Raw genomic sequence first — 23,684 nt, 5'->3', positions numbered from 1 at the left:
GTGAAGTGCTAGACGGAGGCCGGTGCGGGCTGCAGTTCCTCTGCAGCCTCAGGGGAGACAGAATCGTCGGCGGCAGGACGGGCAGGACCGGCAGGACCGGCAGGCGTGACCGCAGGGCGGACGGACGGTGCAGCCGCGAAGTGCTGGCCGAGCGGGTGGAACTGGCTGTGTCCCATGCTGCCGAATTCGTAGGCGCTCTCGGCGTGCTCGGACCGGTCGACGCCGGCCACCTCGGCCTCATGGCTGACCCGGAAGCCGATGGTCTTGTGGATCGCGAGGCCGATGATTGCGGTCATCAGCCCGGAGAGAGCGAGCGTGATGAGAACGGCAACCGTCTGGGCGATGAGCTGCTGGACGCCGCCGCCATAGAAGAGGCCGCCGCCTTCGCCGTTGACGGGGAGGGCAATGAAACCGAGGGCGAGGGTGCCCACCAGGCCGGAGCCCAGGTGCACGCCGACGACGTCCAGGGAGTCGTCGAAGCCGTACTTGAACTTCAGTTCGACGAACAGCGCCGAGGCCACGCCGGAAACCAGGCCCAGGCCGATGGCGGCCACTGGGCTGATGTTGGCGCACGACGGCGTGATGGCCACGAGACCGGCGACGGCACCGGAGGCGGCGCCCAGGGAGGTGGGGTGGCCGTGGCGGATCTTCTCGGTGAGGAGCCAGCTGAGCATGGCGGCACACGGGGTAACAAGGGTGTTGATCCAGATGAGGCCGGCCTGCTCTGCGGTGGTGGCGGCACCGGCGTTGAAGCCAAACCAGCCGAACCAGAGGAGTCCGGCGCCGAGCATGATGAACGGGACGTTGTGCGGGCGGTGGCCCGGGTCCTTGCCGAAACCGTGGCGCTTGCCGACGATCACGGCCAGAACAAGGGCGGCGATGCCGGAACTGATTTCGACGACGGCGCCGCCGGCGAAGTCGATGACCTGTCCGAAGATGGCGGTCACTGCTCCGCCCTGGCTCATGAGGCCACCGCCCCAGATCATGAACGCGAGCGGGCAGTAGACGGCCGTGATCCAGATCGGCACGAAGAGAACCCAGGCGGTGAACTTGGCACGGTCGGCGATCGCACCGCTGATGAGGGCCACGGTGAGGATCGCGAACGTTCCGGCGAAGCCGGCCTTGATCAGGTCGGGGGTCCCCATCAGGCCGCCCAGGCCGAAGCTGACGAACGGGTTGCCGAACAGGCCCAGGACGCCTTCGCCGGTGCTCATGGAGTAACCCCAGAGCACCCAGACGACGCCCACGATACCGGCGGACACGAAGCTCATCATGATCATGTTGAGGGAGGCCTTGGCACGGGTCATGCCGCCGTAGAACAGGCCCAGTGCCGGGGTCATGAGCAGCACCAGTGCCGCCGACACCATCATCCAAACGTTCGCCGCAGTGATTTCCACGCGTTTTCCCTTCCCAGGAAACTCATCCTTTCCGTGGCCCGCTGATGCCGGCGCCACGCCCCTCATCGATAGTGGTGGATTTATGTTTCGGGTCTGGGCGCGGCAAGTTACACAGGCGTTTCAAAAATCGCGCCCACGTAAAGCCCGCGTGACTGCCGTGTTTCAGATTTGTTAACGAAGGCTGTTGGCCGGAGGGATTTTCCGCCGGCGCCGGCGTTGATTTGCGGGAAACTCGGGACCAGTCAGGTGAACCGCCGTGAAAGCTGCCTCTGGAGGAACGCGTTACAAGCACATGAATGAAACATATCCATGGCCGGGGCCGTGCTGGTGCAACTGCCGGCGCTGGAGGGTTTCCCAGCCGGAGCTGTTGACCGGATCTGAGCCGGGCCGCCACCATGGGATATGACTGAATCTGCAGCTACCGGCGACGACTATTTCACCGAGAATCCGCACGCGGATGTTGCGGCGGAAGCCGCTGACGCCACGGCAGGGGCGGACAGCCCCGATACCGTCGAAGCTATCGCCGAGGAGGTGCGCGACGAAATCCGGCTGGGCCATGTGGAGGACGATGTGAGCCACGTTCTCAAGGAACGGCTGGACGGCGCCGGCATCAGCATGCGGCCCGAAGACGTGGACGACCTCGCCGAGGACATCGAACGGGACGTTTCCAGCTAGGAGCGCAATGAACGACCCACACGACTTGGAGCGGTTCGTCACCGCGCAGAATGACGGCGGCACCTACGCCCAGGCCCTGGAGGAGCTCCGCGCGGGCAGCAAGCGCAGCCACTGGATGTGGTTCGTCTTTCCCCAGGTTGCCGGCCTGGGGCAAAGCGCCACCTCCAGAAGGTACGCCATCGCGTCCCTTGATGAGGCCCGGGCCTACCTGCAGCATCCCGTGTTGGGACCGCGCCTGATCGAATGCGCCACAGCGGTAGATAACGTGGGCAACCGCGGCGCGGCGGAGATTTTCGGCGGAATCGACTCCAGGAAGCTTCAGTCCTCCATGACGCTGTTCCTGCGGGCGGCACCCGAAGAACAGGTCTTCCGGCGCGTTTTGGAGCACTACTTCGGCGGGCAGGCCGACGCCGCCACCGACAGGCTGCTGGCCGGTCCGCGCGGCTAAGTGGTAGTTGCCCTTCACCCGGATAGGTGGCGGACCTAGACTGGGAGGACGAGCCAGCCTGCAGCCAGCGGGCTGGGTAGACGGAAGGACAGTGGCATGGGTCTGGACGACAAGATCGACAATGCAGCAGAAAAACTTGGCGGCAAGGCCAAGGAAGGGGCTGGCAAGGCCAGCGACGATCCGGGCCTCGAGGCCGAGGGCAAAACTGACCAGGCGAAGGCCGATCTGAAACAGGCCGGTGAAAAGGTCAAGGACGCCTTCAAGAAGGACTGACCAAACAGGAGCACCACGTCTGACTCTCCGTCTGCAGCGGAGATTCGAAGGGAGTCCCGCCGGGAAACGCGGCAGGGCTCCCTTTCCTGTGTGGTTAATACTCCGCGCCGGTCAATTACAGTGCGGCCGGTCAGGGATTGGTGCCGACCGCCACCAGCCGGACGTCGGTCAAACTGCCGCTTACGACGAGGGCGGTCATGTACGTGCACACAGGTTGCCGGCGGCGGTCCGTGGGGGAGCCGGGGTTGAGCAGGCGCAGTCCGCTGGGCGCCACCGTGTCCCAGGGAATGTGCGAGTGGCCGAAAACCAGGACGTCGGTATCCGGAAAGAGGGCCCCGCAACGCTGCTCCCTGCCCCTCGCCTGCCCCGTCTCATGGATCATGCTGAACCGGACGCCGTCGAGCGTCACACTGGCCGTCTCGGGCAAGCGGCGCCGGAGCCCGTCGCCGTCGTTGTTGCCGTAGACGCCGATCAGGCGCCTGCTGCGCTGTTCGAACTCGTCGAGCATGCCCTCGCTCACCCAGTCACCAGCGTGGAACACCACGTCCGCTTCCTCGACGGCGGCCCACACCTGTGCGGGCAATGCCCGGGCGCGCTTCGGGACGTGGGTATCGGCAACAAGGACCAGTCGCAGGCTCATCGAAGCATCTTCGCATGAGGCAGACTGGGACGATGGAGAAAATCATTCCGCCGTCCCCGGGTGACCCCCGCCGCCCCCTTGGCCCCCGCGACCCGGGCGATGCCTGGGTGGAAGGCGACCGGGGGAAGTTCTGGGGGCGGTTCGGATCGGCCGGCCTCCTGGCCCACGATCCGGGGAAGGGTGTTTTGCTGCAGCACCGCGCCACCTGGAGCCACCACGGCGGAACCTGGGGGCTTCCCGGGGGAGCGCTGCACCAGGGCGAGGACGCCGTGACCGGAGCACTGCGGGAGGCCCACGAGGAGGCGGCCGTGCCCGAACAGAGCGTCAAGGTGCTCTTCACCTCGGTGTTCGACGTTGGCTACTGGTCCTACACCACCGTGGCGGTGCGGGTGCTGGAACCATTCGAACCGGCCATCAACGACCCCGAGAGCATCGAACTGCTGTGGATTCCCGTCGAGGAGGTGGCCGGCATCAACCTGCACCCCACCTTCGCGGCCTCCTGGCCGGAGCTGCGCGGCAGGCTGCTGGACGGCACTGGCGATGGACACTGACAGGCTCCGCCTGCTGCTGGAGGAAGAACGGGAGAGGAAGCTCGCCCTCCTGCCGGCGCTTCGCGCCGACATAGCCTCGGCGAATGCCGCAAGGCAGAACTCCAACGTCGATGACGAGCATGACCCCGAGGGGGCCACGATCGCCTTCGAACTCTCCCAGGCGTCCGCACTACTGGACCAGAGCCGCTCCGGACTGGCGGAAGTGGACGCCGCCCTCGAGCGAATCCGCGCCGGCACTTACGGAATATGCACGGTGTGCGGAGAGCCGATCGCCGAGGGCCGGCTGGAGGCGCGCCCGTGGACCCCCTTCTGCATCCGCCACACGGGCGGGCGGGCATAATTCCATCCCTTCGCCCGAGGATGGCCAGGGGCTGTTCCGCCAAAGGGAAGAGCGTACTCTAGGGCTTGGAGGTGATTGCCATGCAGGCAACCCAGGGAGACCGCATCATCATCCGGGGCAGGACAGTGGAGTCCTCGGACCGGCACGGTGAGATTCTGGAGGTCAAGGGCCAGAACGGAGCGCCGCCGTACCACGTCCGTTTTGACGATGGCCACGAGACCATCCTTTACCCCGGCGGCGACTTTACCGTCGAGCACCACACCACCTAGCTCCCCGGATGACCGCACCGCCACCGCCCGACCGGACGCTGATCGTAATCCTTGCCATCATTGCCGGTCTCGTCGCCGTGGCCCTCGCTGTGGTCTTTTTCCGCGGCCAGCCAGAGCCGCTGGCCGGGAATACGCCGGCGGGTGTGGTCCAGCGGTACGCGGCCGCCGTCCTCAACAATGACGGCGAGGCAGCCGCGCGCTATTCGACGGACGGACGTCTTGGGACTTCGTTCCCGGCGAGGCCGTGCGTGCCGGCGGACCGTCCTGCGGCGGGCACGCTGCGGGTCACGCTGGCCTCCACAGTTGAGCACAACGACACGGCGGAGGTGCACGTCGTCCTGGCCACGTCCAACGGCAGCGGTCCGTTCGGGAACCCCGAATACGAGGCCGAGGCCGTGTTCGGCCTGGAGCGGGTCAACGGCAGCTGGCTGGTTGCAACCGCCCCGTGGCAGCTCACCATCTGTCCGGTTCCGGCGGCGGCGCCGTGAGTACCGTCCGGCAGGGCACCGGCCGGTCATCATCGGCGGCAGTGCCCGCCGTGCGGCGGCTGGTGGTCTTCGGGCTCTTCTTCGTCCTCGTCCTGATCGGCGCCTCCGGCGTGGCCGGCCTGTTGGAGCGGCTGCTCACAGCGGGCACAGCACTGGCCGGGAACGACGTCGGGAGCCTCGCCCGGTCCCTCGCGTTCGGCCTGGTGGGCGGGTGCATGGCAGCTGTCCTGTGGTGGCTCGTGTGGCGCCGGCAGGGGGAGGAAGCGGAACGCTCCTCGATTGCCTGGGGACTGTACGTCGCAGGCGTCTACACGGTCGCTCTCGTCACCGCCGCGACGGCCTTGCTCGGTGCCGTGTCCCAACTGATGGGTCTGCTCGCGCGTGCCGGATCCGGCGCGGCGGGTGGGGGCGTCCTGTCTGAAGGAACGCAATGGCGTTCCTCCCTGGCCACGGGTTTGGTGTGGGCGGCCGTCTGGGCGTGGCACCGGTGGATGTGGCTGCACCGCGGCAAGGGACCGCGCCGGCTGAACACGGTCCCGGCGCTCGCAGGGTCGGTGCTGGGGCTGCTGATATTTGCCGGCGGCGCCGTGACCGCGCTGGGCGGTCTTCTCGAAGCGGCGCTGCGGGGGCTGGCAGGTGCGCAGGACGTCGGATCGCCCTGGTGGGTTTCGGTGCTGCAGTCGCTCGTCTGGGCCGGCGGCGGATTCCTCGTTTGGTGGTGGCACTGGGTCCGGGGTGCGGGGCGTCGCCTGTCCTCACCGCTGGCCAACGTGGCCGCGGCGGTCTTCGGCGTGCTTGGCGGCTGCCTCACGGCACTGGCCGGCGCCATCACTGCGGTGTTCGTCGTGCTGCGGCTGGCACTGGACCGCTCCGAAGAGACCATCCGGCTCGTGGATCCCCTTGGCCCCGCGCTGGCAGCAGCCGCGGTGGGGTCCCTCGTCTGCCGCTACCACTCGGTGCTGACTGCCGGGCGGTCGGAGAAGATGCGGGAGGCCGGGCGGCTGCTGGCTTCCGGAGTGGCACTGGTTGCTGCGGCCTCAGGCGTGGGGGTGGTGGTCAACGCGGCCCTGGGCTTTGCCGAAACAACGCTGGCCGGAACTGGCATGCGCAAGCTGCTGCTGGGCGGCATCAGTGCACTGGCTGTGGGCGGTGCCGTGTGGTGGAGGGCGTGGCAGCCGGGGAACCGCAGGGGGCCTGCGAGCGCAGAAGGCCTGCCTGGCCGCCCCGCTGCCGGACGTCGGATCTACCTCGTGGCGATCTTCGGGATCAGTGCCGTAGTGGCGCTGATCGCCCTGCTGGTGGTCGGCTACCAGGTCTTTGAATATCTGCTGGACCCGGTGCCTTCGGGAAACCTGGTGGGACGGATCCGGTCGCCGCTCGGACTGCTGACCGCCACCGCTCTCGTGGCTGCCTACCACTACAGCGTCTGGCGACGGGAGCGTGGGGCGCCACCGCCGGACGCCGGCCGCACCATCGGCGAGGTGGTCCTGGTGACAGGCTCCGATCCCGTTCCGCTTTTACACGCCATCCATAATGCGACCCATGCCGACGTGACGGTATGGCTGCGCTCTGGCCAGCCTGCAGGTCCCCAGCCGGATCCTGGAACGGTTGTGGCCGCACTGGAAGGTGTGATGGCAGAGCGGGTGCTGGTCGTCGTCGGACCCGGCGCCCGGATCGAGGTCATACCGGTACGGGATGGCACCCTCAGGAAACAGGCTGCCCCTTGATCGGGGCCCGGTCCGCGCCGTATTCGGCCGTCACCAGGATGGGCAGGTGGTCCGACTTCCCCCGGGGCAGCGTCTCCACGCTTTCAATGTCCAAGCCCAGTGACGTGGCAAAGTCGAAGTGGCCCTTGAAGACCTTGTACCGCGTGTACGTCCTGCGGTTGCTCAGGGACAGCGCGTAGCCGGAGTTCTTCATGTGCGCGTCAAGGCTCTTAGTGAAGAACGGATAGTTGAAGTCGCCCACCATCAGTGTCATGAGCCCGGTGCCCATGCTCAGCAGCTCGGCATGCGCCGCGTGGATCTGCTTGCGCCGCAGCGAGTTTGACGCGGTGAGCGGGGCGGCGTGGAACGAGCCCACCACCAGCTCGTGATCGGTTTCGTTGTCCACCATCCGGGTGCCGATCAGCCGCTCATGCGCCGGTGCCATCACGCGGTCGTGCATGGACTTCTTCAGGGCAAAGGTCTGGGTATCCAGAGCCGTGAACCGGTCGGCCCGGTAGTAGATCGCCAGGCCCAGCCTGTTGCCCTTGGTGTAGTCGGCCAGGTGGAGCGGGCCGAGCGTGTCGGGCAGATCGGATGAGTCACACTCCTGAAGGCAGAGCACGTCTATCCCAAAGTTGCGGGCCAGACTCATCAGTTCGCCGCTCGCCTTGTGCTTGCGGAGGTTGTAGCTAATAACTCGCATCGAACACCTCTTCCGAGGGCTGCTAGAAGGACCAGTCTCCGAGTCTACCCAGATCATCATATGGAGGTCCGGACATTAAGCGCGCGTCCGGCGGGGCAAAATATGCCCCGGCGGACGTATACGTGACGCCGCCGGCCGCTGCGGCCCGTCACCTGCCCTCGGGCGGTTCCGCGCGTCCGAAGGCGATAGAGTGAATCGGGATTAACCGATCACGCTTTGAAGGAGTCATTGTTGACTGCTGAACTCCCGGAACTCGCCGACGGCGACTTCTACTACCAGGACCTGGGCGGCGGCCGCTTCCGTTCCACCATCCATGCGCAAGGGGCCTGGAATGCCCATGAACAGCACATGGCTCCGGCGTCGGGACTCCTGGCGGACCGGCTGGACCGGCACGAGCCCCGGGACGGCATGCGGATGGCCAGGCTCAGCTACGAAATCCTGGGGCTGATCCCCGGCGGCGAGTTTGACATCGTCACCACGACGCTGCGCCCGGGGCGCACTATCGAGCTGCTGCAGGCTGAGCTGGTGGCCGCCGGCCGCGTGGCCATCAGGGCGGCGGCCTGGCGCATGATCACCAGCGACACGTCCGCGGTGGCCGCCGTCGAGGACGGCCCCATTCCGTTGCCGGACGAATGCAAGCCGTACGACGGCGCCAGTGTGTGGCCGGGAGGGTACATCCGCTCCCTGGAAATGAGGGTGGCCGAAGGCCACCGGCCCGGCGCCGGAAAGGTGTGGCTGCGCACGGACCACCCGCTGACGGACGGACGCGACAGCACGGACATGGCAAGGCTGATGGGTTTGGTGGACACCGCCAACGGCATTGCCGCGCGGGTTCGGCCGGGAAAGGACAGCTACGCGTTCCCCAACGTTGACCTCCAGATCCACATGTACCGGCGGCCGCAGGGCGAGTGGCTGGGACTGGACAACGCTGTGTCCTTTGGTGCCGACGGCATCGGCCTCACCTCGACCGTGCTGCACGACCTGTCCGGCCCGTTCGGGCGGGCGGAACAGATCCTCACGCTGCGGAAGAGCTGACGGCCGCCGCTTCTTGGCCGGCTAGTGGAAGACCAGCCAGCCCGCCAGTGTGGCGAGGGCGGTCAGCAGTGCACCCCATGCCATGTCCACGACAATGAGCTGCAGCGGCCAGGTCTTGAGTGTCGCGGCGTTGGTGAGGTCGTAGGTTGCGTAGGCAAAGGCGCCCAGCGCCGCCCCAAGGCCGACGGCGGTAAGCCAGGTGCCGCCGTCGAGCGCCGGCCGCAGGGCAAAGAAAACGATGCCGGCAATGTAAATCAAATAGAACGCCACGGCGTACCCTAGATTGGGCCGCCCAGCCAGCAATTCACCGATATGGCTGCGGTAAAACGGGTTCATGAGCTTGAGCCACACGGCGTCGATCACGGCGAAGGCAGCCGCGACGACCAGGAATTGCAACATGACCATAAGGGAGCTTAGCAACATGCAGCAGGCCGGGGCTGAATCACGGACTCTGACCCTCGTCCGGCAGGATCAGTCCCTCGGCGCAGTCCGGGACCTTGATTTCGGAATTGAGCTCCTCGGCAAGGCCAGGGCCGGGGACATCGGACCCACTCTTAGGCTGTACCGGCCCGCACCCACTGTTGCCTTCGGCCAGCGCGACGCCCGCCTGCCCGGCTTCGGCGCTGCAGCCCAGGCGTGCCGTGACCTGGGGTTCGAACCCCTGATCCGCAAGGCGGGAGGCCGCGCCGCCGCGTATCACGAGGGCACCCTCATCATCGACCACGTGGAGCCGCACAGCGATGCGGTCGCCGGAGCCAAGGGCCGGTTCGCCTTTTTCGGCGAGATGCTGGCAGGTGCACTGCAGAGCCTCGGCGTGCACGCCGCCGTCGGTGAGATCCCCGGGGAGTACTGCCCGGGCGAATACAGCGTCCACGGCTTCGCGCCCGTTGCCCCCGAACACCGGATCAAGCTGGTGGGCACGGCCCAGCGCGTAGTGTCCGGCGCCTGGCTGTTCAGCTCCGTCGTCGTGGTGGAGAACTCGGCGCCCATCCGCGAGGTGCTCACGGCCAGTTACGCGGCCCTGGGGCTGGAGTGGGACCCGGCGACGGCCGGTGCGGTCAACGACCTCGTCCCCGGCCTTGACGTGCAGGCCATCGAGGACGCGGTGGTCCGCACCTACGCGGACTACGCCACGATGGGCCAGACGGACTTCAGCAGCCTCCGCGCCTAGCGTTGCACGCTGTCTCCGGCGTGGCCTGTTCCGTGGACCGTTTTATTCGGTGGCTGAGGTTTATTCGGTAGCTGAGGGAATCTGGCAGATCATGAGGACGTTTCCGTCCGGGTCCCGGAAGTTGAACCACTGGTCGTCGTTGACGTCAGTGAGTTCCACGCCCCGGGTTTTCATGAACGCGTGGGCGGCATGGATGTCCGCGGTGTTGAAGTGGAACGCCGGAACCTGGAAGACGGCGCCGGGGGAGTAGATCCTGCTGTCCAGGACGAGGCCGGCCCCCTCCATGGGAAGGATGTACAGGTGGTCCAGCAGGACCTTGTCATCGGCGGGCACGCCCAGCATGCCGCAATACCAGTCACGGGCTTCCTCGATATCGCTGACGGGGACAAAGACGGTGCCGATCTGCGGGGAAACTGGATTCACAGCAATCCTTTGGAACGCGGGAAGGAACTCGAACTGTAACGCGCCGGGCCGGCCATCGCCGGAAGCGTCGCCGGGCCCGGAATTTTCGTACCCAGAGCTGTCGATTTCAAACGCCGGGGAGAGGACGATTAAAGGACAGCCGCTGAAAAGGAGGTCGGTGATGTGCTATTCATCGCGGGCGGATTTTGGCTGGGACACCCGAAAGGATACCGTTCGAAAGCCTGAGGCGCACCGGAAACCGGCGCCGCCGGAAGCTGCGCGCGGGAACCCGTTGCCCGTGGACCATCCGGAACCCCGGAGCCACGCGGACGAGACAAGGCTGTGGGCCTTTCTGGCCCGCCGCAAGGAACCCCGCCGCAGGGAAGCCCACGTTCCGAGGCCGGAGCAGGAGCGGATCGGCGAAAAGGTCTGAATTAAGCAAGTAGAGGCACCGGAGTTCCGGTGCCTCTACTTGTTACTGCTGTGGCGTCTGCCCTAGGCGGCGAGCCTGCTCTTGACTTCGGCCGCGGACGGGTTCGTGGCGGCGGTGCCGTCCGGGAAGAGGACGGTCGGGACGGTGCGGTTGCCGCCGTTGATCTGCTCCACGAGCTCGGCCGTGCCGTCGACCTCTTCGATGTTGATCTCGGTGTAGCCGATGCCCTGGGCGTCCAGCTGCTTCTTCAGCCGGTTGCAGTAGCCGCACCAGGTGGTCGAGAACATGGTGATGGTGCCGTCTTCGGGGGTAAAGTCCACGGGCTCTCCTCGGATTGATATGGTCCTGTCGGTTTCCTTCCCCACAACCGTAACCCGGGCCCCGGTATTCCCCCGCCTCTGTTTGCAATGGCATGCTGGTGCCATGTGTGGACGTTACGTCATGGCCCGGGCAGTGGGGGATCTGCTGGCCGAATTCGACGCCGAACTTGAGAACGAAACTGAAATCCCGCCGTCGTGGAACGTTGCGCCCACCGACGGCGCTCCCATTGTCCTGGAACGGCTTATCGACGGCGACACGGTCCGCCAGCTGCACGTCGCACGCTGGGGTCTGGTGCCGTCTTGGGCAAAAAGCCCGGCCATCGGTGCGAAGATGATCAATGCCAGGAGCGAATCGGTCCTTGAGAAGCCGGCGTTCCGCAAGGCCGTGCAGTCGAGGCGCTGCGCTGTCCCGGCGGACGGCTACTACGAGTGGAAGCAGGGCGAGGGCCGCAGCAAGCAGCCCTATTACGTCCACCCCCGGGACCAGTCCGCCATCGCCTTCGCCGGACTGTACGAGTGGTGGAAGGACCCGTCCGTGCCGCCGGGTGAACCGGCCCAGTGGATGCTGTCGATGTCCATCATGACGGCGGACTCGCCGCCGGCGGGAACCGAAGGGACGGTGTTCGCCGAACTCACCGCCCTCCACGACCGCGTCCCGCTCCCGATGAGCCGTGACACCATGGCGGCCTGGCTTGATCCGCAGGTGGATGACGCCGCCGGCCTCGTGGACCTGGTCCGGTCCGGCGTGAAGGAGGTTGCCGCCGGCTGGCGGGTGGATTCCGTGGGCAAGGCGGTGGGCAACGTCCGCAACAACTCGCCGGAGCTCATCGAGCCGGTGGAGGCGCTCTTCTGAAACTGCGGGAACCGGCCGGAACCAGGGACGGGCATGCAATCAGACGGTGACCCGGCCGGCGTCGTCCACTGCCCAGGTGGGGTTGAACGCAATTTCCCAGCGGAAGCCGTCAGGATCCGCGAAGTATGCGGTGTAGCCGCCCCACGGCTGGGTCTTGGCAGCAGCCACGACGGCGGCGCCGGCCGACTCTGCCTGCGCCATCACCTGGTCCACCTGCTCCGCGGTGCCCACGTTGTGGCTGAGCGTAACGCAGGGAACGGCGGAAGGGGCGTCGACGGCGGCCTCGGCCTGCATCTGCCGGGCATCCCACAGGGAGAGAATCAGCCCGTGGTTGGCCTGGATGAAGATGACTTCGTCGGGAACCTCGCGGTGGACCGGCCAGCCCAGGCCGTCCACATAGAAGCGCCGGGAGGCGGCCACGCTGCGCACTCCCAATGAAATAAAATCGACTCTGGGCTGCATGGTTCGATACTGTCATGATCATGCCCACAAATCACGGAGACGAGAAAAACGCCCAGGCTGACCGGGAACAGCTCGCCGCCGTGCGGGTCGCGGTGGATGAGGTGGACGAGCAGATCGTCACGCTGATTGCCCGCCGTGAACGCCTGATCCGCATCGCGGGAACCCTGAAGGGCGACGACGCCGAAGTGCGGGCCCCGGGCCGCGTGGAGCGGGTCATCGAGCACGTGCGCCAGGCCGCCGAGAAAAAAGAAATCGACCCGGACATCGTGGAAACCACGTACCGGGCCATGATCTCGAAGTTCATCGAGCTTGAGATGAAAATCCACAACGACAACAGCTGAGCTGTTCAAAGGCGCCTTAGCTGCTCACAGGCATGCCGGGGCGCGGGGGCGGCTGGTCGGGCTGCTGCCCGGTGCCGCCCGCGGAGGCGCTGACCCTTTAAAGCTTCTCCTCAACGGGCACGCCGGACTGGAATTCCCGCCCGTCGGCCTCGCTGAACGCGGACATGAGGTGGCTCTTTTCGAGCCCCATGACCGTGCTCATGGGGAACTTGCCCGTGATGGTGTTGCCCGAGTGCTCAACGCTGCTGAGGTCGAAGTTTTCCTCCGTGCCGTCATGGCTGAAGGAGTAGATCGAGACGGCCTCGCCGTTCATGAACTCGATTCCCAGCCTCCGTTGATGCGAATAATCCGGAGTGGCAGCCACGAGCCCCACAACAAAGGCGCCCGATGCTGGAATGCTGCCGTCGATATCGAACTTGGCCACCAATGTGCTTTCTTTGGCGGCGATGCTTACCTGCTTCAGGAGCGCGTCATTGGAACTCATGGGACCATCCTGCCCTGTGAGCCGCCGTCCGTCCACACCCATCTAGGTTTTGTCTCCGGCCCGGCGTAGACTGGATCTATTCGAATACATATTCGAATGCCTGCGTATTATCCGCAGGATGGGATTGGTATCCGGAGGCACCCATGGGAACGTTCAGCGAGTCTGTCGACGTCGTCTGCGCACCTACCGGTGAGCCGGCGGAGCTCCGGTGGGGCGGCAGGGCATACAGTGTCTGCGCTGAACCCCTGCGCTGGTACGAACGCCGCCAGTGGTGGGCCGAAGAACGGCGTGCCCCGCTGGGAAGCGGCCCCGGGCTTGTGGACCATGAGATCTGGCGGGTGCAGGTCCTGCCTGCCGGCAGAAACAGCCCGCCGGAAACTCCGGCTGCAGAACCGGCTGAACCCCTGACCCTTGACCTGGTGCGGCATACCGGCAGCGGACGCTGGCGGCTGCTCCGGATCCACGACGCCCTCAAACCCAGAGACGCACTCCGGCACAAATCAGCATGAGCTTCACTCACCTACACGTTTCCACCGCCTTCAGCGCACACTACGGCGTCTCCTGGCCGGATGAACTCGCCCAGGCGGCAGCTGCCCATGGCGCGACCGCCCTGGGGTGCACGGACCGCGACGGCCTGTATGGCACAGTCAAGCACCTCAAAGCATGCATGGCCGCCGGGATTGATCCCGTGGTCGGCGTCGATCTTTCTGTGTTCGACGACGAGGGAGACCACGGGGGCGGGTTGCCTGATGTCCGGGGTGCCAAAGCCCGGTATTCGGCGGACCGAGTCGCAGGTCGGGTCGTTGTACTTGCGCACGGACACAATGACGGTGCGGGGTACAAAGCCCTGTGCAGGCTTATCTCCGATGCGCATGCCCGCACCACGGGCAAGGCGGGAGGAACTGTTCCGGTCGCCGTCACCAGGGCTGAACTCGCCTCCCGTGTCCTGGACCCGGAAACCCTGAAGCCGGTGCTCACCGTTCTGTTGGGCCCGGATTCCGACGTCGGCCTGGCGCTGGGCGGCCGGCGGTACCTCCGGCCCCGCACGCTGTTCAAGGGCTGGTTGGATGCGATGCCGGCCGGAAGCGTTGCAGCGGAGATCGTCACCCACCTCAGCGCACCGGGGGAGCCCCTCAGCACGGCCCATGCGGTCCGCATGCTCAAGCTGGCGCAGGAGTTCAGCGTGCCGGCCGTACTTACCAACGCAGTCCGTTACTGCGAGGAGGACGGGGCCGCCACCGCGGACGTCCTGGATTCGGCCCGCACGCTGAAGTCCCTTCCCGAGCTCTCCGCGGCGCCGCTGCTTCAGCCCAACGGGCAGGGCTGGCTGAAAACCCCGGACCAAATGGTGGAGCTGGGCAAGGAAATTATCCATGCAGCCGGCTACGGCAACGCTGACCTCCAGGTGCTGCTCGCGCAGACTGAGGCGCTCGCGGACCGTTGCCGCATGGATCCCGAGTCTGACATGGGCTGGAAGCAGCCGGTGGTCCCCGAGGCCGCCGTCATCGGCATTGAAGGGGATCCGCTGGCAGAACTTGCCCAGCGGTGCGAGGCGGGAATTGCGCGGCGCTTCCCCGGCATCTCGGGCAAGGCGGAAGCGGACATGCGCGCCCGGCTGCAGCATGAGCTGAAGATTATCGCCCGCCTCGGCTTTGCCTCGTACTTCCTCACTGTCGCCGAGGTTTCCCGCATGATCCTGGACATGGGTGTGAGGGCGGCAGCGCGTGGATCGGGGGCTTCTAGCCTGGTCAACTACCTGATCGACATCAGCCAGGTGAACCCGCTCCAGCATGACCTGATCTTCGAACGGTTCCTCTCCGGCGACAGGTCCACCCTGCCTGATATCGACATCGACGTGGAAAGCGCGGAGCGGCACAACGTCTACCGCAAGATCTTTGACCGGTTCGGCTCGCAGCGCGTCACGCTGATGAGCATGCAGAACGGGTACCGCGCTCGCGGTGCGGTGCGGGACGCCGGCATGGCTTTGGGAATGGACGAAGGCGATGTCGGCGAGATTGCCAAGCAGCTGTGGCGCTTCTCGGCACGGAAGTTCCGGGAGGCCCTGGAGGAAAAGCCGGAACTCCGCGAGTTCGCCGGACGGGTGGAACAGCGGGACTTCACCGAGAACCAGCAGCTGGACCTGCTGGTGGACCTCACCGAACGGCTTGACCGCCTTCCGCGCCACATCTCGATGCACCCCTGCGGCGTGATCCTCGGTGATGCCACCCTGCTGGACCGGACCCCCGTCCAGCCCAGCGGCCTTGGCCTGCCAATGAGCCAGTTCGACAAGCACGACATGGACCCCATGGGCATGCTGAAGCTTGATGTTCTGGGCGTTCGGATGCAAAGCGCCATGGCCTTTGCTGTCCGGGAGATCATCCGCATCCATCCCTCCAAGGCAGAAGTGGTGGCAGCCGGAGCCCATCCCGTTAGCCCTGGCGGCAATGGACCCGACTACATCACCGAGGACGGGCTGATCGACCTCAATACCGTGCCCCTGGATGATGAGCCGACGTATGAGCTGATCAGAAGCACCCACACCCTGGGGTGCTTCCAGATTGAGTCTCCGGGCCAGCGGGAGCTGGTGGGCAAGATGGCCCCGCGTGAATTCAACGACCTCATCATCGACATCTCCCTGTTCCGCCCCGGCCCCATGAAATCTGACATGGTCCGGCCCTTCCTCGAACACAGGCACGGCTTCGCGCCGGAGACCTACCCGCACCCGGACCTGAAGCCGGTGCTCCAGGAAACCCACGGGGTGACGGTCTTCCATGAGCAGATCCTGCGGACCTTCGATGTGATGACCGGCTGCGGGCTGGCTAAAGCCGACGAATTCCGCAGGGCGTTGAGCAACGAAGCCAAGGAGGGCCAGGTTGAGGAGTTCTTCCGCCGCGAGGCCAAAGCCAGGGGATATAAGCCGGACGTCGTGGACAAGGTCTGGGGCACCCTGAAATCGTTCGCCAGTTTCGGGTTCTGCAAAGCCCATGGCGCCGCCTTTGCCGTGCCCACCTACCAGTCGGCCTGGCTGAAGGCCCACCATCCGGAAGCGTTCCTCGCCGGCCTGTGGGAACACGATCCCGGCATGTACCCGAAGCGGCTCCTGGTGGCAGAAGCACGCCGCATGGGAATCCCCATCCTCCCGCTGGACATCAACCGCAGCGGGGCGGAATACCGGGTTGAGCGCGTCGCCGAGGGGCCGGACAAGGGAAAGCTGGGCATCCGGCTGAGCCTCAACGGCATCTTCGGGCTGTCCGGTACGGAACTGAAGCGGATCGTTGCCGGCCAGCCCTATGACTCCCTGGCTGACCTGAGGGCACGCTCAAGGCTGAGCAAGCCCAGCATCAAGCGGCTCGCCCAGCTTGGTGCCTTTGACACCCTGCACCGGGAATCCGGCGGGACAGCCAACCGGGCAGACCTTGTCCACCACCTCCAGAGCCTGCAGAACAAACCTGCCAGGAAGGGTGCCGACATCATTGAGGGGCAGCTCGCGCTGCCGCTCGGGGATGTCGAGTTGCGGAATGTCAAGGCAGAACTGCCGGAGCCCACTGCAGTGGAGAACGTCCGGGCGGAACTTGACCTGATGGCAGTTGACGTCAGCGAGCACCTGATGTCCAGCCACCGGCCGCTCCTGGACAGGCTGGGCGTCACCACCGCGGACAAGCTGCTGGGGCTGCGCAACGGCACGGAGGTCCTGGTGGCCGGGGTGAGGATCGCCACCCAGACCCCGCCCATGCGCGGCGGCAGGAGGGTGGTCTTCATCAGCATCGACGACGGCACCGGGTGCGTGGATTCCGTGTTCTTCCACGAGGCGCAGGAGCACGCCGGCCCGCTGCTGTTCGGCACCCGGCTGCTGCTTATCCGGGGAACCACCAGGCGGACGGGCCCGCGTGGCATCAGCCTGAGCGCCAGCATGGCATGGGACCTCAGCCAGGTGGAAACCCTGCCGTTCCCTGAATCTGCACGGACCGCTGTGCCTGAGGAAATCAGGCAGCCGGGGCCACTGGAAGGCATCGGCAGGAACCTCGCTATCACCGGACTGGGAAGCTGACCCGGCCGTCCATTTCCACTTGGACTCCTCGGTGTTCCGCCTGGCCGCCGCCGTGGCGCTTTGGTTGGCCGCTTCAGCAACAGATAACATTGACGAGGCTGGCTGTGGTCCCCGTACGCCACAAGCTACGAAGCCTGAACTTTGAATAGGAGACACCCGTGTCAGATGCCCAGCAGATCACCCTCATCGTCGATGGCGAAGAAATGAAGGTGACTACCGGGACCACCGGCGCGGAACTCTTCTTTGAGCGCCGCGACGTCGTTGTGGCCCGGGTCGACGGCGAACTCAAGGACCTGGACCAGCCCCTTCCCGAGGGTGCCGAGGTTGAAGGCGTCACCATCGATTCCCCCGACGGGCTCAACGTACTGCGCCACTCCACCGCCCACGTCATGGCACAGGCCGTGCAGCAGCTGCGCCCGGACGCCAAACTGGGCATCGGTCCGTACATCACGGACGGGTTCTACTTCGACTTCGACGTCGAGGAGCCCTTCACCCCCGAGGACCTGCGCCAGCTGGAAAAGATGATGCTCAAGATCGTCAACCAGAACCAGAAGTTCGTCCGCCGCGTCGTCACCGAGGACGAGGCCCGCGAAGCGATGAAGAACGAGCCGTACAAGCTCGAACTGCTGGGCAAGAAGAATGACGCCGCCGATGCCGGCGAAGGCGTCAACGTCGAAGTGGGCGCGGGCGACATCACCATTTACGACAACGTCGACCGCAAGAGTGGGGACAGCCTCTGGTGCGACCTGTGCCGCGGCCCGCACCTGCCCAACACGAAGCTCATCTCCAACGCCTTCGCCCTGACCCGGTCCTCGGCCGCGTATTGGCTGGGCAACCAGAACAACCAGCAGCTGCAGCGCATCTACGGCACCGCGTGGCCCACCAAGGATGCCCTGAAGGCGTACCAGGAACGCATCGCCGAGGCCGAGCGGCGCGACCACCGGAAGCTGGGCGCCGAGCTGGACCTGTTCTCCTTCCCGGACGAGCTGGGCTCGGGCCTGCCGGTCTTCCACCCCAAGGGCGGCATCATCCGCAAGGCCATGGAGGACTACTCCCGGCAGCGCCACGTGGACGCCGGCTATGAGTTCGTCTACACACCACACATCACCAAGGGGCACCTGTACGAGGTCTCCGGCCACCTGGACTGGTACCGCGACGGCATGTTCCCCGCGATGCACATCGACGCGGAGCACAATGAGGACGGGACCGTCCGCAAGCCTGGCCAGGACTACTACCTGAAGCCGATGAACTGCCCCATGCACAACCTGATCTTCCGCTCGCGCGGCCGGTCCTACCGCGAACTGCCGCTGCGGCTGTTCGAATTCGGCTCGGTCTACCGCTATGAGAAGTCCGGCGTGGTGCACGGCCTGACCCGCGTGCGGGGCATGACACAGGACGACGCCCACATCTACTGCACCCGCGAGCAGATGAAGGACGAGCTCACCACCACGCTGAACTTCGTCCTCGGCCTGCTCAAGGACTACGGCCTTGACGACTTCTACCTCGAGCTGTCCACCAAGAACGAGGACAAGTTCGTCGGCGACGACGCCACCTGGGAGGAAGCCACCCGCACCCTGGCCGAAGTGGCCGAAGCCTCCGGGCTGGAGCTTGTTCCGGACCCGGGCGGAGCTGCGTTCTACGGACCCAAGATCTCGGTTCAGGCGAAGGATGCCCTGGGCCGCACCTGGCAGATGTCCACGATCCAGCTCGACTTCAACCTGCCTGAACGCTTCGAACTCGAGTTCCAGGCCGCCGACGGCACCCGCCAGCGTCCCGTCATGATCCACCGGGCCCTGTTCGGATCGGTGGAGCGGTTCATGGGCGTCCTCACCGAGCACTATGCCGGTGCGTTCCCGGCCTGGCTCGCTCCTGTTCAGGTGGTGGGCATCCCGGTGGCGGAGGCCTTCAATGACTACATGTTCGACGTCGTCGACAAGCTCAAGGCCGCCGGCATCCGCGCCGAGGTGGACATTTCCTCGGACCGGTTCCCCAAGAAGATCCGCACGGCCAGCAAGGACAAGATCCCGTTCGTGCTGATCGCCGGCGGTGAGGACGCCGAAGCGGGTGCGGTCTCCTTCCGGTTCCGGGACGGGAGCCAGGACAACGGCGTGCCCGTCGAAGAGGCTGTCCGGCGGATCGTGGACGCCGTCCGCAACCGGACCAGCTAGCCGCGGCGGAGGGGGAACACGTGCAGGACAACACAGGGTCGGGCTATCCGGGCGACGCGGAGGTGACGGACGATTTTGGCCTCGCCGGCGTTCCGGATGCCTTCCAGCGGCTGTGGACTCCGCACCGCATGGCCTACATCAAGGGCGGGCAGCACCAGTTCAAGAACCAGGACGACTGCCCGTTCTGCATCGCGCCCGCGCGCACCGATGAGGAGTCCCTCATCGTGTACCGCGGACGCACGAGCTACGTGGTGCTGAACCTGTTCCCCTACAACCCCGGCCACCTGCTGGTGTGCCCCTACCGCCACGTCCCCGACTACACGGACCTGACCGTGGAGGAGACCGCCGAGTTCGCCGAGCTGACGCAGACCGCCATGAGGGTGCTGCGGAAAGTGGCGAATCCCGGCGGCTTCAACCTGGGCATGAACCAGGGGGTTGTGGGCGGGGCCGGCATCGCGGGGCACCTGCACCAGCACATCGTGCCGCGCTGGGGCGGGGACGGAAACTTCTTCCCGATCATCGCCCAGACCAAGGCGATCACCCAGACCCTCGACGAGGTCCGCCAGCAGGTCGCCGACGCCTGGCCCGGGGAGACGCATGCTGAATAGGCATGCCCGCGGGTTCTTTACCGCGCTGTTTACCCCGATTGCACGCTGGCTGCTGAAAATGGGTGTCTCGCCGGACGCCATCACCATTGTGGGCACGGCCGGCGTGGTGGTGGGGGCCCTGGTGTTCTATCCGCTCGGCCATCTGTTCTGGGGAACCGTCTTCATCACGGCGTTTATCTTTTCCGACGTCATCGACGGCATCATGGCCCGGATGCAGAACCTCGGCGGCCGCTGGGGCAATTTCCTGGACTCCAGCCTGGACCGGCTGGCGGACGGTGCCCTCTTTGCCGGCCTGGCCATCTGGTTCTTCACCGGCGGTGCGGACGCCCCCATAGCCATTGCCGCCGTCGTCTGCCTTGTTCTTGGCATGGTGGTGTCATATGTCCGGGCGAAGGCCGAATCCCTCGGCTTCCAGGCGAATGTGGGCATTGCCGAACGTGCTGAACGGCTGGTTTCCGTCCTGGTGATCACCGGCCTGACCGGTGTCGGACTGCCGCCCGTGGTGCTGCTGGCCACCCTGGTGCTGCTGGCCGCGGCGAGCCTTGTGACGGTCGTCCAGCGCGTCCTGGCCGTCCGCGTCCAGTCGCTGGAAGACTCCGAACAAACCTGATTAAGCCGGGCTGCCGTGGTGGGACTAGTATTAGGACTGCCCGGTCAATGGATCCGGTAATCCGGTGTGTGCAAAAACGGCATGTCCTTGCCGCCTGCACTGCCGGCGAAGGTCATCTAGCTACCCATAGGGGTTTTTGTGTCTAAACCTGATGTAAGCAACGAAGCCGGCTCGTCCGCCAACAGCGTGACTGGCAGCAACCGCGTCAAGCGCGGCATGGCGGAGATGCTCAAGGGCGGCGTCATCATGGACGTCGTCAACGTCGAGCAGGCCCGCATCGCCGAAGATGCCGGTGCCGTTGCCGTTATGGCGCTTGAGCGCGTCCCGGCCGACATCCGCGCCCAGGGCGGCGTGTCCCGCATGTCCGATCCGGACATGATCGACCAGATCATCGACGCCGTGTCCATCCCGGTCATGGCCAAGGCCCGCATCGGCCACTTCGTCGAGGCCCAGGTCCTGCAGTCCCTCGGCGTGGACTACATCGACGAGTCCGAGGTCCTGACCCCGGCCGACTACGTCAACCACATCGACAAGTGGAACTTCACCGTTCCCTTCGTCTGCGGTTCCACCAACCTCGGTGAGGCACTGCGCCGCATCAACGAGGGCGCGGCCATGATCCGCTCCAAGGGCGAGGCCGGTACCGGGGACGTCTCCAACGCCACCGGACACATGCGCCAGATCCGCGCCGAGATCGCCAAGCTCGCGGCCCTGCCCGAGGACGAGCTGTACGTCGCGGCCAAGGAACTGCAGGCCCCGTACGAACTGGTCAAGGAAGTTGCCGCCACCGGCAAGCTCCCGGTGGTGCTGTTCACCGCCGGCGGCATCGCCACCCCGGCCGACGCCGCGATGATGATGCAGCTCGGCGCCGACGGCGTGTTCGTCGGTTCCGGTATCTTCAAGTCCGGCAACCCCGCCCAGCGCGCCGCCGCCGTCGTGAAGGCCACCACCTTCTTCGACGACCCGGACGTCATCGCCAAGGCCTCACGCGGTCTGGGCGAGGCCATGGTCGGCATCAACGTCGACGAAATCCCGCAGCCGCACCGCCTCGCCGAGCGCGGCTGGTAAATCGCGCCTTGCGCTTCTGTTACTACGACGGCGGCGAGTCACCTCGGTTGAGTGACTCGCCGCCGTCGTCGTTTCTATGCCTTGGAGTTTTTGTCCACTTAATGGGACTTAGAGGCCCTCGAAGTCGCGACAAATGGACAAAAACTCCAATTTTATTCGAGGCCGCGGCGTTTGAGGAGCGGCTCCAGGGCGGCGTCGCGTCCTCGCAGCGTGCGGAACGAGTCGAGCGGGTCCCGGCTGTTGCCGCGGGAGAGGAGTTCCGCGCGGAAGCGGTCGCCGTTGGTCCGGGTGAGACCGCCGTTCTCGGTGAACCAGTCCACGGTTTCGGCGTCCAGCACTTCGCTCCAAATGTAGGAGTAATAGCCCGCAGCGTAGCCGTCGCCGGCGAAGACGTGCTGGAAGTAGCCCGTCCGGTACCGCGGCGGAATCAGCAAATGCGCCACTCCCGCGGCAGCCAAGGCCTTCGCCTCGAACTCCAGGGCGTCCTCCGGAACGCCGTCGGCGTCCAGAACGTGCCAGGCCAGGTCCAGCAGCGCAGCGCCGAGGTACTCCGTGGTGGCGAACCCCTCGCCCCACAGTCGGGACTCGTTGAGCCGGTCGACGATGTCCTGGGCCAGCGGCTCCCCAGTGGCGTGATGGCGGGCGTAGTTGGCCAGCACCTCCGGCCACATGATCCACATCTCGTTGACCTGGGACGGGTACTCCACGAAGTCCCGCGGCACCGACGTGCCCGAGAAACGCGGGTAGGTGACGCTGGAGAACAGCCCGTGCAGGGCGTGGCCGAACTCGTGGAACGCGGTCCGTACCTCATCGAGGGTGAGCAGCGTGGGCTCCCCGGCGGGCGGCTTGGAGATGTTCAGGTTGTTGATGACCACGGGCCTGGTACCCAGCAGCGCCGACTGGTCCACCAGCGAATTCATCCACGCGCCTCCCCGCTTGGTTTCGCGGGTGTAGTAGTCGCCAAGGAAAAGCCCCAGCTCAGTGCCGTCCGCGTCCCGGACCTCCCAGATCCGGACGTCCTCGTGGTAGCCGGCGAGGTCCGTGCGCTCGTGAAAGGTGACGCCGAAGAGCGAGGTCGCCGCGAAGAACACACCATCCGTCAGCACGCGGTCCAGCTCGAAGTAGGGCCTGAGCGCCTGCTCGTCCACGGTGTACCGTTCCCGCCGTACCTTGGCGGAGTAGTAGGCCCAGTCCCACGCCTCCAGAGGGTGGCCCGCGCTCTCGGCCAGGGCGGCAGCCTCGGCGTCGGCGTTCCGGACGGCGGCGGGCGCCAGCCGGCTCAGCATGGTCCGTACGGCGCTGAAGTCCGGCGCCGTCTGCCGGTCCACCACCAGTTCGGCATAGTTTGCGAAGCCGAGCAGGGCGGCTTTTTCGGCGCGGAGCCGGACCATGGATTTCACGAGGTCGAGGACGTCGAGATCGCCGCCGGAGCTGCCGCGGGCCACGGAGGCCTCGAAGAGCCGCCGGCGCACGTCCCGGTTGTCCAGCGATGCAAGGGCGGGCTGGTTGCTGGGCTGGATGAGCGTCAGGAGGAACTTGCCGTCATGGCCGGCCACACGCGCAGCCTCCGCGGCGCTGGCGATCTCGTCCGCGGGGAGTCCGGCGAGATCCTCGGCGGTGTCCAGCAGCAGGGCGGCGGACTTCATCGCTTCCTTGACGCGCTGCCCGAACTCCGTGCCCAGCCGGGACAGCTCGGCGTTGAGAGAACGGAGCCGGTCCTGGCCGGCGTCGTCCAGCTGGATACCGGACTGGCGGAACTCCTTGAGGTATTCCTCCACCAGCCGTGCCGCTTCGGCGTCCAGGCCCGCGGTGTCCACACCGGTGAACCGCTCGTACAGCGCCCGGTTGAGGTAGACGGCGTCCTGGTGGGCGGCGAACCGGGGCGACAGTTCAGTCTCCAGCTTCCTGATCGCCTCGGAAGCGTCGGCTGAAACCAGGGTGAAGAACGAAGCCGCTGCGCGGTCCAGCAGGCGGCCGGACCGCTCCATGGCCAGCGCGGTGTTGTCGAACGTGGCGGGCGCGGGATTGTCCGCGATGGCCTGGATCTCGGCCAGGTGTTCGGCGAGCCCGGCCTCCACCGCCTCGGCATAGTGGGCGTCGTCGATGTCGGCAAACGGCGGCAGACCGAAGGGCAGGGTGCTGGGGGACAGGAGGGGATTGGTCATGAAGCAACCCTTTCATGCAGTCCGGCGGT

At 66.1% G+C, this 23,684-nt stretch carries 28 protein-coding genes; 19 read left to right on the top strand and 9 right to left on the bottom strand.

From position 1 onward, the window contains the following. Positions 1-8: 8 nt before the first annotated feature. The gene (locus tag ACFVTE_RS13880; RefSeq protein WP_387101251.1) at positions 9-1,397 is read right to left on the bottom strand and encodes an ammonium transporter; all 1,389 of its coding nucleotides are present in this window, start codon (positions 1,395-1,397) and stop codon (positions 9-11) included. A 402-nt stretch (positions 1,398-1,799) separates the two neighbouring features. Here ACFVTE_RS13880 and ACFVTE_RS13875 point away from each other — a divergent pair, with 402 nt between their 5' ends. The 3 genes from ACFVTE_RS13875 (at position 1,800) to ACFVTE_RS13865 (ending at position 2,793) form a co-directional block, all read left to right on the top strand. Then, positions 1,800-2,072: a hypothetical protein gene (locus ACFVTE_RS13875; RefSeq protein WP_387101249.1), complete on the top strand. Its 273-nt coding sequence runs from the start codon at positions 1,800-1,802 to the stop codon at positions 2,070-2,072. 7 nt (positions 2,073-2,079) lie between these two features. Further along, positions 2,080-2,520, top strand: coding sequence for a DUF1810 domain-containing protein (locus ACFVTE_RS13870; protein WP_387101248.1), 441 nt, complete (start codon positions 2,080-2,082; stop codon positions 2,518-2,520). Positions 2,521-2,616: 96 nt separating this feature from the next. Then, complete coding sequence (locus ACFVTE_RS13865; RefSeq protein WP_003800599.1) at positions 2,617-2,793, top strand: CsbD family protein; 177 nt, start codon at positions 2,617-2,619, stop codon at positions 2,791-2,793. A 130-nt stretch (positions 2,794-2,923) separates the two neighbouring features. On the opposite strand, the gene ACFVTE_RS13860 is transcribed toward ACFVTE_RS13865, so the two are convergent. Beyond that, positions 2,924-3,433, bottom strand: coding sequence for a metallophosphoesterase family protein (locus ACFVTE_RS13860; RefSeq protein WP_387101246.1), 510 nt, complete (start codon positions 3,431-3,433; stop codon positions 2,924-2,926). A gap of 32 nt (positions 3,434-3,465) precedes the next feature. Here ACFVTE_RS13860 and ACFVTE_RS13855 point away from each other — a divergent pair, with 32 nt between their 5' ends. From ACFVTE_RS13855 to ACFVTE_RS13835, 5 genes are all read left to right on the top strand, one after another. Further along, positions 3,466-3,984: an NUDIX domain-containing protein gene (locus ACFVTE_RS13855; RefSeq protein WP_387101244.1), complete on the top strand. Its 519-nt coding sequence runs from the start codon at positions 3,466-3,468 to the stop codon at positions 3,982-3,984. Further along, on the top strand, positions 3,974-4,324 hold the full coding sequence (locus ACFVTE_RS13850; RefSeq protein ID WP_387101243.1) for a TraR/DksA family transcriptional regulator: 351 nt from the start codon (positions 3,974-3,976) through the stop codon (positions 4,322-4,324). Before ACFVTE_RS13855 ends, ACFVTE_RS13850 begins: the two co-directional genes overlap by 11 nt. A gap of 80 nt (positions 4,325-4,404) precedes the next feature. After that, entirely contained in the window at positions 4,405-4,593 is a 189-nt protein-coding gene (locus ACFVTE_RS13845; RefSeq protein WP_331572919.1) for a DUF1918 domain-containing protein, read from the top strand. Positions 4,594-4,601: 8 nt separating this feature from the next. Continuing rightward, on the top strand, positions 4,602-5,081 hold the full coding sequence (locus tag ACFVTE_RS13840; protein ID WP_387101241.1) for a hypothetical protein: 480 nt from the start codon (positions 4,602-4,604) through the stop codon (positions 5,079-5,081). After that, complete coding sequence (locus tag ACFVTE_RS13835) at positions 5,039-6,808, top strand: DUF5671 domain-containing protein (RefSeq protein WP_387101239.1); 1,770 nt, start codon at positions 5,039-5,041, stop codon at positions 6,806-6,808. Before ACFVTE_RS13840 ends, ACFVTE_RS13835 begins: the two co-directional genes overlap by 43 nt. On the opposite strand, the gene ACFVTE_RS13830 is transcribed toward ACFVTE_RS13835, so the two are convergent. After that, on the bottom strand, positions 6,786-7,490 hold the full coding sequence (locus ACFVTE_RS13830; protein WP_354259488.1) for an endonuclease/exonuclease/phosphatase family protein: 705 nt from the start codon (positions 7,488-7,490) through the stop codon (positions 6,786-6,788). The two genes, ACFVTE_RS13835 and ACFVTE_RS13830, sit on opposite strands and share 23 nt — an antisense overlap. Positions 7,491-7,721: 231 nt before the next feature. Here ACFVTE_RS13830 and ACFVTE_RS13825 point away from each other — a divergent pair, with 231 nt between their 5' ends. Beyond that, positions 7,722-8,525: a thioesterase family protein gene (locus tag ACFVTE_RS13825; protein ID WP_387101237.1), complete on the top strand. Its 804-nt coding sequence runs from the start codon at positions 7,722-7,724 to the stop codon at positions 8,523-8,525. A gap of 21 nt (positions 8,526-8,546) precedes the next feature. Here the strand turns inward: ACFVTE_RS13825 and ACFVTE_RS13820 are convergent, their stop codons facing one another. Next, positions 8,547-8,924 (bottom strand): DUF2177 family protein, encoded by a 378-nt coding sequence (locus ACFVTE_RS13820; RefSeq protein ID WP_387101235.1) that lies wholly within the window; start codon positions 8,922-8,924, stop codon positions 8,547-8,549. Here ACFVTE_RS13820 and ACFVTE_RS13815 point away from each other — a divergent pair. Next, positions 8,923-9,696 (top strand): biotin/lipoate A/B protein ligase family protein, encoded by a 774-nt coding sequence (locus ACFVTE_RS13815; protein WP_387101233.1) that lies wholly within the window; start codon positions 8,923-8,925, stop codon positions 9,694-9,696. The two genes, ACFVTE_RS13820 and ACFVTE_RS13815, sit on opposite strands and share 2 nt — an antisense overlap. A 60-nt stretch (positions 9,697-9,756) precedes the next feature. Here the strand turns inward: ACFVTE_RS13815 and ACFVTE_RS13810 are convergent, their stop codons facing one another. Beyond that, positions 9,757-10,119, bottom strand: a complete 363-nt coding sequence (locus ACFVTE_RS13810; RefSeq protein WP_387101232.1) for a VOC family protein — start codon at positions 10,117-10,119, stop codon at positions 9,757-9,759. A gap of 277 nt (positions 10,120-10,396) precedes the next feature. On the opposite strand from ACFVTE_RS13810, the gene ACFVTE_RS13805 reads away from it, so the two are divergent. Further along, positions 10,397-10,531 (top strand): hypothetical protein, encoded by a 135-nt coding sequence (locus ACFVTE_RS13805; protein WP_387101230.1) that lies wholly within the window; start codon positions 10,397-10,399, stop codon positions 10,529-10,531. A 62-nt stretch (positions 10,532-10,593) separates the two neighbouring features. Here the strand turns inward: ACFVTE_RS13805 and ACFVTE_RS13800 are convergent, their stop codons facing one another. Next, positions 10,594-10,851 carry a mycoredoxin gene (locus ACFVTE_RS13800; RefSeq protein WP_078028863.1) on the bottom strand — a complete coding sequence of 86 codons (258 nt, stop codon included), beginning with the start codon at positions 10,849-10,851 and terminating at the stop codon, positions 10,594-10,596. A gap of 103 nt (positions 10,852-10,954) precedes the next feature. Between ACFVTE_RS13800 and ACFVTE_RS13795 the strand changes: the two genes are divergently transcribed. Next, positions 10,955-11,704: an SOS response-associated peptidase gene (locus tag ACFVTE_RS13795; protein WP_387101228.1), complete on the top strand. Its 750-nt coding sequence runs from the start codon at positions 10,955-10,957 to the stop codon at positions 11,702-11,704. A gap of 39 nt (positions 11,705-11,743) precedes the next feature. Here the strand turns inward: ACFVTE_RS13795 and ACFVTE_RS13790 are convergent, their stop codons facing one another. Then, positions 11,744-12,166, bottom strand: a complete 423-nt coding sequence (locus ACFVTE_RS13790) for a VOC family protein (RefSeq protein ID WP_387101226.1) — start codon at positions 12,164-12,166, stop codon at positions 11,744-11,746. 14 nt (positions 12,167-12,180) lie between these two features. Here ACFVTE_RS13790 and ACFVTE_RS13785 point away from each other — a divergent pair, with 14 nt between their 5' ends. Next, positions 12,181-12,507 (top strand): chorismate mutase, encoded by a 327-nt coding sequence (locus tag ACFVTE_RS13785; RefSeq protein ID WP_331572896.1) that lies wholly within the window; start codon positions 12,181-12,183, stop codon positions 12,505-12,507. A 97-nt stretch (positions 12,508-12,604) separates the two neighbouring features. Here the strand turns inward: ACFVTE_RS13785 and ACFVTE_RS13780 are convergent, their stop codons facing one another. Beyond that, positions 12,605-12,991 carry a hypothetical protein gene (locus tag ACFVTE_RS13780; RefSeq protein WP_387101224.1) on the bottom strand — a complete coding sequence of 129 codons (387 nt, stop codon included), beginning with the start codon at positions 12,989-12,991 and terminating at the stop codon, positions 12,605-12,607. 143 nt (positions 12,992-13,134) lie between these two features. Here ACFVTE_RS13780 and ACFVTE_RS13775 point away from each other — a divergent pair, with 143 nt between their 5' ends. From ACFVTE_RS13775 to pdxS, 6 genes are all read left to right on the top strand, one after another. Next, a complete protein-coding gene (locus ACFVTE_RS13775; protein ID WP_387101222.1) occupies positions 13,135-13,500 on the top strand; it encodes a DUF6504 family protein in 366 nt (121 codons plus the stop codon). Beyond that, positions 13,497-17,039, top strand: coding sequence for a DNA polymerase III subunit alpha (locus tag ACFVTE_RS13770; RefSeq protein ID WP_387101220.1), 3,543 nt, complete (start codon positions 13,497-13,499; stop codon positions 17,037-17,039). Before ACFVTE_RS13775 ends, ACFVTE_RS13770 begins: the two co-directional genes overlap by 4 nt. A gap of 203 nt (positions 17,040-17,242) precedes the next feature. Beyond that, positions 17,243-19,207, top strand: coding sequence for a threonine--tRNA ligase (gene thrS / locus ACFVTE_RS13765; RefSeq protein ID WP_387101459.1), 1,965 nt, complete (start codon positions 17,243-17,245; stop codon positions 19,205-19,207). Positions 19,208-19,227: 20 nt separating this feature from the next. After that, a complete protein-coding gene (locus ACFVTE_RS13760) occupies positions 19,228-19,815 on the top strand; it encodes an HIT family protein (RefSeq protein ID WP_387101218.1) in 588 nt (195 codons plus the stop codon). Then, positions 19,805-20,425 carry a phosphatidylinositol phosphate synthase gene (gene pgsA / locus ACFVTE_RS13755; protein WP_387101216.1) on the top strand — a complete coding sequence of 207 codons (621 nt, stop codon included), beginning with the start codon at positions 19,805-19,807 and terminating at the stop codon, positions 20,423-20,425. Before ACFVTE_RS13760 ends, pgsA begins: the two co-directional genes overlap by 11 nt. Positions 20,426-20,563: 138 nt before the next feature. Then, positions 20,564-21,490, top strand: coding sequence for a pyridoxal 5'-phosphate synthase lyase subunit PdxS (gene pdxS, locus ACFVTE_RS13750; RefSeq protein WP_387101215.1), 927 nt, complete (start codon positions 20,564-20,566; stop codon positions 21,488-21,490). 152 nt (positions 21,491-21,642) lie between these two features. On the opposite strand, the gene ACFVTE_RS13745 is transcribed toward pdxS, so the two are convergent. Continuing rightward, positions 21,643-23,655, bottom strand: a complete 2,013-nt coding sequence (locus ACFVTE_RS13745; protein ID WP_387101214.1) for a M3 family metallopeptidase — start codon at positions 23,653-23,655, stop codon at positions 21,643-21,645. Positions 23,656-23,684 lie beyond the last annotated feature (29 nt).

Origin of the sequence: Arthrobacter sp. NPDC058097 (assembly GCF_042884885.1) — a bacterium.
Taxonomy (GTDB): Bacteria; Actinomycetota; Actinomycetes; order Actinomycetales; family Micrococcaceae; genus Arthrobacter.
Note: the sequence above shows the minus strand (reverse complement) of the source record. Positions and strands in the feature narration are given on the sequence as shown.